Source organism: Kitasatospora purpeofusca (assembly GCF_000718025.1).
Taxonomy (GTDB): domain Bacteria; phylum Actinomycetota; class Actinomycetes; order Streptomycetales; family Streptomycetaceae; genus Kitasatospora; species Kitasatospora purpeofusca.
This window is the reverse complement of record NZ_JODS01000047.1, coordinates 81,075-91,376: the sequence shown is the minus strand read 5'-3', so window position 1 is coordinate 91,376 and position 10,302 is coordinate 81,075. Positions and strand designations below refer to the sequence as shown.

General features: G+C 75.4%; 8 protein-coding genes. 2 read left to right on the top strand and 6 right to left on the bottom strand.

What is annotated here, in order from left to right:
• Positions 1-319: winged helix-turn-helix domain-containing protein (locus IF01_RS0138580; RefSeq protein ID WP_030398315.1), on the top strand; the 319-nt coding region annotated here is incomplete at its 5' end.
• A complete protein-coding gene (locus IF01_RS0138575) occupies positions 316-1,581 on the top strand; it encodes a sensor histidine kinase (protein WP_030398314.1) in 1,266 nt (421 codons plus the stop codon). The genes IF01_RS0138580 and IF01_RS0138575, both read left to right, overlap by 4 nt.
• Before the next feature lie 193 nt (positions 1,582-1,774).
• Here the strand turns inward: IF01_RS0138575 and IF01_RS0138570 are convergent, their stop codons facing one another.
• The 6 genes from IF01_RS0138570 to IF01_RS0138545 form a co-directional block, all read right to left on the bottom strand.
• Complete coding sequence (locus tag IF01_RS0138570) at positions 1,775-3,265, bottom strand: M6 family metalloprotease domain-containing protein (RefSeq protein WP_208624401.1); 1,491 nt, start codon at positions 3,263-3,265, stop codon at positions 1,775-1,777.
• Between the two features lie 236 nt (positions 3,266-3,501).
• Positions 3,502-4,887, bottom strand: coding sequence for a cobyrinic acid a,c-diamide synthase CobB (locus IF01_RS0138565; protein WP_030398312.1), 1,386 nt, complete (start codon positions 4,885-4,887; stop codon positions 3,502-3,504).
• A 65-nt stretch (positions 4,888-4,952) separates the two neighbouring features.
• Entirely contained in the window at positions 4,953-5,558 is a 606-nt protein-coding gene (gene cobO, locus IF01_RS0138560) for a cob(I)yrinic acid a,c-diamide adenosyltransferase (RefSeq protein WP_030398311.1), read from the bottom strand.
• Between the two features lie 6 nt (positions 5,559-5,564).
• Positions 5,565-7,721, bottom strand: coding sequence for a putative cobaltochelatase (locus IF01_RS0138555; protein ID WP_030398310.1), 2,157 nt, complete (start codon positions 7,719-7,721; stop codon positions 5,565-5,567).
• Positions 7,718-9,256: a cobyric acid synthase gene (locus tag IF01_RS0138550; RefSeq protein WP_030398309.1), complete on the bottom strand. Its 1,539-nt coding sequence runs from the start codon at positions 9,254-9,256 to the stop codon at positions 7,718-7,720. The genes IF01_RS0138555 and IF01_RS0138550 overlap by 4 nt, the downstream gene beginning before the upstream one ends.
• Positions 9,253-10,224 (bottom strand): cobalamin biosynthesis protein, encoded by a 972-nt coding sequence (locus IF01_RS0138545; protein WP_244215768.1) that lies wholly within the window; start codon positions 10,222-10,224, stop codon positions 9,253-9,255. The genes IF01_RS0138550 and IF01_RS0138545 overlap by 4 nt, the downstream gene beginning before the upstream one ends.
• Positions 10,225-10,302 lie beyond the last annotated feature (78 nt).

Below are 10,302 nucleotides of genomic sequence, written 5' to 3'. Positions count from 1 at the left end.
CGCCCCCCTTGCTCCCGCCCCCCGCACCCCCGTCCGCAGCTTCGACGGCCTGGAGGTCGACACCGACTCCATGGAGGTCCGGGTGCACGGCGCCCTCGTCCCGCTCACCCCCACCGAACTGCGCCTCCTGCTGGAGTTCACCGCCGCCCCCGGCATCGTGCTGGAGCGCGCCGTCCTGCTGGAACGCGTCTGGGACTACGAGTGGGGCGCCGACACCCGCGTGGTCGACGTCCACGTCCAGCGCCTGCGCGCCAAGATCGGCGGCGGCCGGATCGAGACCGTCCGCGGCTTCGGCTACAAGCTCAGGCGGGCCGAATGACCCTGCGCCGCCAGATCGCCACCGCCGTCGCCGCCATCTCCGTCCTGGTCGCGGTGGCGGTCGGGCTGCTGGTCCACCAGGCGATGGTCCGCCAGCACGTCGACCAGGCCCGGGGCTCCGCGCTCACCGCTCTGGACGCGGCGCTCGGCTCCTTCGAGCGCAACGAGGACCTCACCGGCGGCGGACGCCGGCAGGCCGCCGTGGACGACCCGGCGCTGCCGGCCCGGCTGCGCGCCCTGGTCGCCGAGGGGCGGCGCGGGTCGTTGCTGGCCCAGGGGCCCGAGGGCGAGTCGGTGTGGGCGGCTGTCCCGGTCCGCAGCGACGGCGAGGTGCTGTCCGTACGGATCGACTTCGCCCAGGACCGGCAGGCCATCGCCGACCTGGACCGGATCATCCTGCTCGCCGTCGTCGCCTCCGTCTTCATCACGGTGCTGGCGGGGGTACTGGTCGCGGACCGGATCAGCCGCCGGCTGCGGACGGCGGCGACCGCCGCCCGGGGCATCGCCGCCGGGCGCACCGACACCCGGATCGGCGAACTCGTCGACGGGCGGGACGAGGTGGCCGACCTCGCGGCGGCGGTCGACCTCATGTCGCGGGAGCTGCACCGGCGGCTGGAGGACGAGCAGCGGTTCACCGCGGACGTCGCGCACGAGCTGCGCACCCCGCTGACCGGACTGGTCACGGCGGCCGAACTGCTGCCGCCGGGCCGGCCCACCCAGTTGGTGCAGAACCGGGTGCAGGCCCTGCGCGCCCTGGTCGAGGACCTCCTGGAGGTCTCCCGGCTGGACGCCGACGTCGAACTGCCCGACCTCTCGGCGGTGCCGCTGGAGCGCGCGGTGCGCCGCACGGTGGCGCTGACCGGCCTGGAGGTCGAGGTGGAGATGGCGGCGGACGCCTCGGTCCGCACCGACCTGCGCCGCCTGGACCGCATCCTCGGCAACCTGCTCCTGAACGCCGACCGCCACGGCGGCGGCCCGATCCTGCTGCACGTCGACGGCCACCGCCTCACCGTCCGCGACCACGGCCCCGGCTTCCCCGACGAACTCCTCCGCGACGGCCCCCAGCGCTTCCGCACCAGCGTCCGCGAACGCGGCCGCGGCCACGGCCTCGGCCTCACCATCGCCCAGGGCCACACCCGCGTCATCGGCGCGACCCTGACCTTCACCAACCACCCCACCGGCGGCGCCGTGGCCATCCTCCACCTCCCGACGGCCCCGGCCCCCGACCCCGACCCCGCTCCCGACGAAGACCCGTCCCCCTGATCCGTCCCGGAGGCGGGAGGGATCAGGGGGACGGGACCGCCGCCGCTGCCCGGGCCGGCCTCTCGGTCCGTACCGGGGCGGCTCCGCCGGAGCCACCGGCGGGGGGCCGCTGCCCGGAACGGCGGGCAGGGCGGCGGTCGTCCCCTTCCGCTCCGGACGCCTCCGGAGCGGAGCGGGTGGCTCGCGCCGTGCCTCACTCGACGGTGACGCTGACCTCCATCCGGTCCTCCCCCGGGGTCCCGGCCACCTCGACGGTGATGCCGCTCCAGCGGCCGTCCGGCTCGTTCAGCGCCGGGGTGCTGTGCTCGCCGATCGTGTTGTTGCCGAGGGCCGGGTAGAGGTCGGTCCGGTCGCCGCGGTTGCCCGCGCGGAGGAAGGAGGCCAGGTCGCGCCGGCCGTCGGCCTGCATCAGCTCGATGGCCAGGTGGCGTTCGTCGTTGACGTTGTCGATCGCCTCGTCCACCACGTAGGTGGCGATGCCCTGGGACGGCAGGAACTGGTCCTGGCCGCTCTGCCGGCGGTACTCGATCACCAGGTACTGCTGCGGCGTCATCCGCGGGCTCTTGACGACCAGGATGTCACCGCCCTCGGAGACCGGTCGCAGGGTGATGTCCTTGGTGGTGGCGCTGATCAGCTGGGGTCTGGTCCAGTCGTGGAACATCCGCAGCATGCCGTTCGGGTAGACCGGTTTGCTGCCGCGGTCGTTGCGCGGGCCGCCCCAGGAGCCGGACGCCATCAGGCAGTAGTCGCCCAGGCCGCTGGAGACGTCCTCCACCTCCGGGTCGCCGGTGTCGTAGAAGTCGGCCCAGCGGGCCGCCAGATGGCCCCACTCGTGGGAGCAGACCCCGACCTTGCAGTCCTCGGGGACGGTCAGGAAGGTCGGCACGGTGAGGCCCGAGGGGACGGGGAAGCCGTGCGGGAGGGTCCACTTGGCGCTCCACAGGGCGCCCGGCTGGAGGTCCGGCGGGAGGGCCTCGGCGCCGGAGCCGGCGTGGACGACGAACAGCGCGGTGACGATGCCCTCGCCGAGCACGTCCAGTTCCTTCGGGAACGCGATGCCCTGACGGAGGGCGATGTCCAGGGCGTCGAAGGCCATGCCGGGCTCGTTGCGGCCGTCCCGGTTGCCCTGGCCGGACCGGTGGTCGGCGTAGAAGGAGAGCGGGTGGGGCAGGGTGAACCAGTCGTGCACCTCGCCCTGGACGTCGATGCCGCCGTTGTCGGGTGCGGCGGGGTCGAAGCCGCTGACCCCGCGGTAGTAGTCGCGCATCGAGCCGCCGGGCGAGGTGCCGGTGCTGAACAGCAGGTCCTCGAAGTGCTCCTTGGTGTGGGCCGGGTCGTGCGGCTGGTCGGGGAAGTCGACCAGCAGGACCACGGTGGGGATCACCCCGGCGAGCTTCTCGGACGGGTGGCTGATCAGTTGGGCGTCGGTGCGGGCGCCGGGCCGGACGGCGCCGTCGTCGAGGCCGACGACGTTCTCGCCGCGCCGCCGGGAGCGCCAGACCAGGTAGTACTGGGTGAAGGTGATGGTCTCCGGCAGCCGTCCGGTGGTGATCAGCTCCCGGTACTCCTGGCGGAGCATGTCCAGCGCGTCCGGTGACAGCGGGACGGGGCAGGAGTGCGGACGGTCGTGGGGGAGGTCGACGGGGGTGGGGTGGTGATGCAGCGGGGTTAAGGTGTGACGCATGGTGACGGCTCCTTCGAGCCTGTTCACCCCGCCGGGGCGTGTGCGGCGCCGCGGGGGCGTGTTCGGCGCCCCGTCGAGTAGGCGGTCGCCGGCAATCGGTCGGCTCGCCGAAAGGCGGTCGGGTCTGGCCGGTACCGGTTGCGAGAAGTCCGATATGCGGTTGTTTGTCCCATTCTGACGCTCCGGACGGCCAAAGCACCAGACCCGAAGGGTCGTCGGATCCGCCGCCGGCCCGCTCAGCCGGCCCGGTGCGCGGCGGCCGCCGCGGTGAAGGCGGCGGCGAGCTGCGGGTATCCCGCCCAGTGCAGATGCAGATACGAAGCGTGAACATTCTCGGCGCCCGCCGCGCCCGCGAATCCTTCGAGGTGCAGACCGGTCGGCAGCCGCCAGCCCCAGGCGGGCCGTTCGCCGTGCTCCGGCTCGCAGACCGTCCGGTGGAACTCGTGCCCGCGCAGCCGGGCCCCGCCCGGCAGCAGCATCGAGTCCTCCAGCGCGACCGCCTCCCGGTACCCGAGCGTCAGCCGCTCGGTCATCCGGGCCGAGGTGTCCAGCACCCCGCACATCGGCAGTCCGTCCAGCTCCCGCCCGAGGTAGAGCAGCCCGGCGCACTCGGCCGAGACCGGTCCGCCCGCGGCGGCGAACGCGGCGATCGCCGCCCGCAGTTGCCCGTTCGCGCTGAGTTCCCGGACGTACAGCTCGGGGAAGCCGCCGCCGATCACCAGGCCGGCCGTGCCCTCCGGCAGGGCGTCGGCGTGCAGCGGGTCGAAGGGCACCACCTCGGCGCCGGCGGCGGTCAGCAGCTCGGTGTTCTCGGCGTACGAGAAGGAGAACGCCGCGCCCCCGGCCACCGCGATCCTCGGCCGGACCGCACCGGCGGCCAGAGGGGTCACCTCGCCGGCCGGGTCCCACGGCTCCGCCGTCAGCGGCGGGGCGGTGCGGGCCAGCGCCAGCACCTCGTCCAGGTCCACCGAGGCGGCGACCAGTTCGCCCATGTCGGCCACCGCCCGCAGGGCCTCCGCCGAGCGCTCGACGGCCGGGATCAGCCCCAGGTGCCGGGAGGGCGTGGCGACCGCCGCCGAGCGCCGCACCGAGCCCAGTACCGGCACCCCGGAGCCCTCCTCCAGGGCCTCGCGCAGCAGCCGCTCGTGCCGGTCGGAGGCGACCCGGTTGAGGATCACCCCGGCCAGCCGGACCTCCGGGTCCCAGGAGGCGAAGCCGTGCACCAGCGCCGCCACCGACCGGGACTGCGAGGAGGCGTCCACCACCAGCACCACCGGCGCCCGCAGCAGCTTCGACACATGCGCGGTGGAGGCCAGCTCGCCCCGCCCGGAGGCGCCGTCGAACAGCCCCATCACACCCTCGACCACCGCCACGTCCGCCCCGGCCGCGCCGTGCAGGAAGAGCGGCGCGATCCGCTCCGGCCCGCACATGAACGCGTCCAGGTTGCGGCCCGGACGGCCGGCGGCCAGGCCGTGGTAGCCCGGGTCGATGTAGTCCGGGCCGACCTTGTGCGGCGAGACGGCCAGCCCGCGGGCGGCGAGCGCGGCGATCAGGCCGGTGGCGATCGTGGTCTTGCCGGCGCCCGAGGAGGGCGCCGCGACGACGAGACGGGGGATGTTCACGGTGCTGCTGCTTCTTCTCTCGCTGTACTACCAGGACGTCCGGCGGGTTCGACCGACCCGGCGCGCTACCACTCGATACCGCGCTGGCCCTTGCGGCCGGCGTCCATCGGGTGCTTGACCTTGGTCATCTCGGTGACCAGGTCGGCGGCGTCGGTCAGCAGCTCCGGCGCGTACCGGCCGGTGATGACGACGTGCTGGCTGCCCGGACGGTCCTTCAGCACGGCCACCACCTCCGCCGGGTCGATCCAGCCCCAGTGCATCGGGTAGGTGAACTCGTCCAGCACGTAGAAGCGGTAGGTCTCGGCGGCGAGGTCGCGCTTGACCTGCTCCCAGCCCTCCTTGGCCGCCGCCTCGCTGTCCAGCTCCATCTCGCCGGTGCGCTGGATCCAGGACCAGCCGGAGCCCATCTTGTGCCAGTCGACGGTGCCGCCCTCGCCGGAGGCGCCGAGCACGCGCAGCGCGTTCTCCTCGCCGACCTTCCACTTGGCGGACTTCACGAACTGGAACACCCCGACCGACCAGCCCTGGTTCCAGGCCCGCAGGGCCATGCCGAACGCGGCCGTGGACTTGCCCTTGCCGGGCCCGGTGTGCACGGCGGTGATCGGCTGGGTACGGCGCTGGCGGGTCGTCAGGCCGTCGTCGGGAACGCTCTCGGGGACACCCTTGGGCATGTCGGCTCAGGCCGCCTTTCGCGAAGCAGAAGAAGTAGCAAAGGAAGTAGCCGAAGCAGAGGCGCTCGAACGGTGCCCGCCGCGGCTGTCGCGGACGAGCGAGGCGACCCCGTCGGCCCGCAGCTCGTCCAGGGTCACGGCGGTGGCCCGCAGCCGGTCGGCCAGGGTGCGGGCCAGGCCGAGCCGGACCGGGCCCGACTCGCAGTCCAGCACCACGCTCGCCACGCCCTGCCCGGCCAGCAGCCCGGCCGCCCGGTGCGACTGCGCGACGGCGTCCCGCGCGCCGGTGGCCCGGCCGTCGGTCACCACGACCAGCAGCGGACGGCGGTCCGGGTCGCGCAGCCGCTCGACCCGCAGCACCTCGTGCGCCCGCAGCAGTCCGGCCGCCAGCGGGGTGCGGCCGCCGGTGGGCAGCGACTCCAGCCGGGCCGCGCCGACCTCCACCGAGGAGGTCGGCGGCAGCGCCAGCTCGGCACCCGCGCCCCGGAAGGTGATCATGCCGATCTTGTCCCGGCGCTGGTAGGCGTCCATCAGCAGCGACAGCACCGCGCCCTTGACGGCGGTCATCCGCTGCCGGGCCGCCATCGAACCGGAGGCGTCCACCACGAACAGCACCAGGTTGGACTCCCGGCCCTGGCGCACCTGCTCGCGGAAGTCGTCCTTGTGCAGCACCAGGGCCCGCGAGGACCGGCCGCGCGCCAACTGGTGCGGGGCGGCGGCGCGCAGGGTGGCGCTCAGGTGCAGCCGGGCGAGCCGGCCGCGCGGGCGGCGGGCCCGGATGGTGTGGCCGCTGTCGGTCTCGGCGGGGGAGCGGCGGCCCTGGGCGCCGCGCCCGGTGCCGTCCACGGCGAACAGCCGGGTCCGGTACGGGTCGCCGGCCGCGACCGGGGCCGTCTCCCGGGCCGGGGACGGGGGCTGGAGCGGGACCGGCTGCGGGGCGGGGGCGTCGTCCTGGGCCGGGGCGTCCGTCGCCTCGGCCGTCGGGCCGTCGGGGCCGTCCTGGCCGGACGGCTCGGGCGCGCCGCCACCGCCGCCGTCGGGGCCGCCGTCCTGCGGGCCGTCACCCTCGGGACCGTCGCCCTCGGGGCCGCCCTCCGGGTCCGGGTCCTCCTCCGGCTCCTGGGGCTGCTGCGGCTCCTCGGACTCCGGCTCGGCGTGCTCCTCCAGCACCTGGTCCAGCTGCTCCTCGTCCAGCCCGGGGGCGTCGAAGGGGTTGCGCCGCCGCCGGTGCGGCAGCGCCAGCTGGGCGGCCTTGCGGACGTCCTCCGCCAGCACCTCGGTGCGGCCCGCCCAGGCGGCCAGGGCGACGGCGGTCCGGGCCATCACGATGTCCGCGCGCAGCCCGTCCACCTCGAACGCCGCGCAGACGGCGGTGATCTGGCGCAGCGCCGTGTCGGTCAGCTCCACGCTCGGCAGCAGCTCGCGGGCGGCGGTGATCCGCTCCGCGAGCGCCCGCTCGTCGGCGGCGAAGCGCTCGGCGAAGGCGGCCGGGTCGGCGTCGTAGGAGAGCCGGCGGCGGACCACCTCGGCGCGCTCCACCGGCTCCCGGGTGGCGGCGATCTCCACCGTCAGGCCGAACCGGTCGAGCAGCTGCGGCCGCAGCTCGCCCTCCTCCGGGTTCATCGTGCCGACCAGCAGGAACCGCGCCGCGTGCCGCACCGACACGCCCTCGCGCTCCACGTAGGAGCGGCCCATCGCGGCGGCGTCCAGCAGCAGGTCCACCACGTGGTCCTGGAGCAGGTTGACCTCGTCGATGTAGAGCACGCCGCGGTGCGCCCGGGCCAGCAGCCCCGGCTCGTACGCCTTGACGCCCTCGGAGAGCGCGCGCTCCAGGTCCAGCGAGCCGACGATCCGGTCCTCGGAGACGCCGACCGGCAGCTCGACCAGCTCGGCCGGGCGCCGCGAGGACGCCCCGCCGTCGTGCGCGCCGTCCGGGCACTGCGGGTCCGGGCCGGCCGGGTCGCAGGCGAAGCGGCAGCCGTCGACGGTCGCGATGGACGGCAGCAGCCCGGCCAGCGCGCGCACCATGGTCGACTTGGCGGTGCCCTTCTCGCCGCGCACCAGCACCCCGCCGACCGCCGGGGAGACCGCGTTCAGCAGCAGGCCGAGCCGCAGGTCGGCCATGCCGACGATCGCGGTGAACGGGTATCGGACGTCACTCATGCATGCTCCCCAGGGGCTCCGGGCGGAAGGAACGGCAGCGATCCGGCCGCCGGCACCCCGCCCTCGATCAGCTTCCACAGCGCGTCGGTGTCGGCGTGTTCCTCGATCAGTTCGCCCAGCCGGTCCAGCCGGGCCTCCCGCGCGTCGGCGAATGAGGTGTCCGGCGCGGCGACGAACGCCCGGCCGGCCGCCGCCGCGACCTCGCGCAGCAGCGCGCGCCGGAAGCCGTCGTTCTCCAGCGCGCCGTGCCAGGTGGTGCCCAGGACGGAACCGACCCGGCACCCGTCGAGGCTCTGCCCGTCGTCATCGGAGATGAAGGCCTCCCCGCCCTCCACGGTGACGATCCCGTGGTGGATCTCGTAGCCCTCGACCCGCTCGCCGAAGGCCTCGCCGACGGGCCGTCCGAGCACCTTCTCCACCCCGAACCGCACTTGCGTCGGCAGCAGTCCGAGGCCCTCGACCGGGCCCGCCTTCGACTCGACCTCGTCCACGATCCGGCCGGCCAGCATCTGGTAGCCGCCGCAGACGCCCAGCACCGGCAGCCCGGCCGCCGCCCGGGCCTTCAGCACCGGCTCGAAGCCGCGCTCGCGCAGCCAGCCGAGGTCGGCGACGGTGGCCCGGGTGCCGGGCAGCACCACCAGGTCGGCGTCGGCCAGCTCCTCCGGCCGGGTGGCCCAGCGCACCAGCACGCCGGGTTCCTGGGCGAGCGCGTCCAGGTCGGTGAAGTTGGACAGCCGGGGGAAGCGGAGCACCGCCACCCGCAGCACATCGGCGCCCAGCGGGCCGCGCGCGGCGGTCCGGTCGACGACGGTGGACAGGTCGAGCGAGTCCTCGGCGTCCAGCCACAGGTCCGGCAGCATCGGCAGGGTGCCGAGCACCGGACGCCCGGTCAGCTCGCGCAGCATCTCCAGCCCGGGCGCCAGCAGCCGCGCGTCGCCGCGGAACTTGTTGACGAACCAGCCGGCCACGTGCCGCTGGTCCTCCGCCGACAGCAGCGCCAGCGTCCCGTACATCGCCGCGAACACGCCGCCCCGGTCGATGTCCCCGACCACGACGACCGGCAGGCCGGCCGCGGTGGCCAGGCCCATGTTGGCGATGTCCCGGTCCCGCAGGTTGATCTCGGCGGGCGAGCCCGCGCCCTCGCAGACCACCACGTCGAAGCGGGCGCGCAGGTCCGCCAGGCACTCCAGGGCCCGTTCCAGCAGCAGCGGCTTGCGCTCGCGGTAGTCCAGCGCGCCGACCTCGGCGACCGGGCGGCCCAGCAGCACCACCTGGCTGCGGCCGTCCGCGCCGGGCTTCAGCAGCACCGGGTTCATCGCCGCCTCCGGCTCGACCCGGGCGGCCTGCGCCTGCATCGCCTGGGCGCGGCCGATCTCGGCGCCGTCGGCGGTGACGAAGGAGTTCAGCGACATGTTCTGCGCCTTGAACGGCGCGACCGCGACCCCCTGCCGCGCCAGCCACCGGCAGATGCCCGCCGTGACCACGCTCTTGCCGGCGTCCGAGGTCGTCCCGGCGACCAGCAGTGCCTTGCTCATGCCCGGTACCTCCGCTTCCTGTTCAGCGCCGCCCGCAGCAGCAGGTGCCCGGCGACCGTCGTACCCAGGGCGAGCGCGCCCACCCGCCGCGAGAGCACGCAGGCCCGCTCGATGTCGTCCACCCCGACCTGCCGCAGCCCCTCGCCGAGCACCGGCCGGTGCTCGGTGCGTTCGCCGTACTGGAGCGTCCCGCCCAGCCGGACGCCGACCGCGCCGGCGAAGGCCGACTCGGCCTGGCCGGCGTTGGGGCTGGGGTGCGCGGAGCCGTCCCGCCGCCAGACCCGCCAGGCGGTGCGCGGTTCGGGGGCGGCGGCCACCGTCAGCAGCGCGGTCAGCCGGGCGCCCGGCCAGCCCGCCACGTCGTCCAGCCGGGCCGAGGCCCAGCCGAACCGGGCGTAGCGCGGCGAGCGGTGACCGACCATCGCGTCCAGGGTGTTCACCGCGCGGAACGCCAGCAGCCCCGGGGTGCCGGCCAGGCCGCCCCAGACCAGGGCGTTGACCACGGCGTCGGCGGTGTTCTCGGCCACCGACTCGACCACCGCGCGGGCGATCTGCTGCTCGTCCAGGGCGCTCGGGTCGCGTCCGCACAGGTGCGGCAGCCGCTCCCGGGCCGCCGTCAGGTCACCGGCCGTCAGCGCGCGGCCGATCGTGCGCGCCTCCCGGGTCAGCGAGGTGCCGCCGAGCACCGTCCAGGTCGCGGCGGCGGCGAGCGCGGCCCGGCCGGGCGGACGGCGGGCCAGCAGCCGGTCGGCGGCCACCGCGCCGGCCGCGACGGTGCCCACGCAGAGCGCGGTGAAGGCGGTGCCGGCCGCGCGGTCGTCGCGCCACAGCCGCCGCTCCAGCCGGCCGGCCGCGGCGCCGAAGCCGGCCACCGGGTGGCCGCGGCGCGGATCGCCGAACCGGGCGTCGGCCAGGTACCCGGCGACGGCGCCCGCGCCGAACGCGGCGGCCCGGGTCAGCGGGCGCACGGGAAGGCGGGCGGTGTGGTTCGCGGCGTGGTCGGCAGAGGGCTCGGCAGAGAGCTCAGGGGAGTGCTCGGGGGGAGG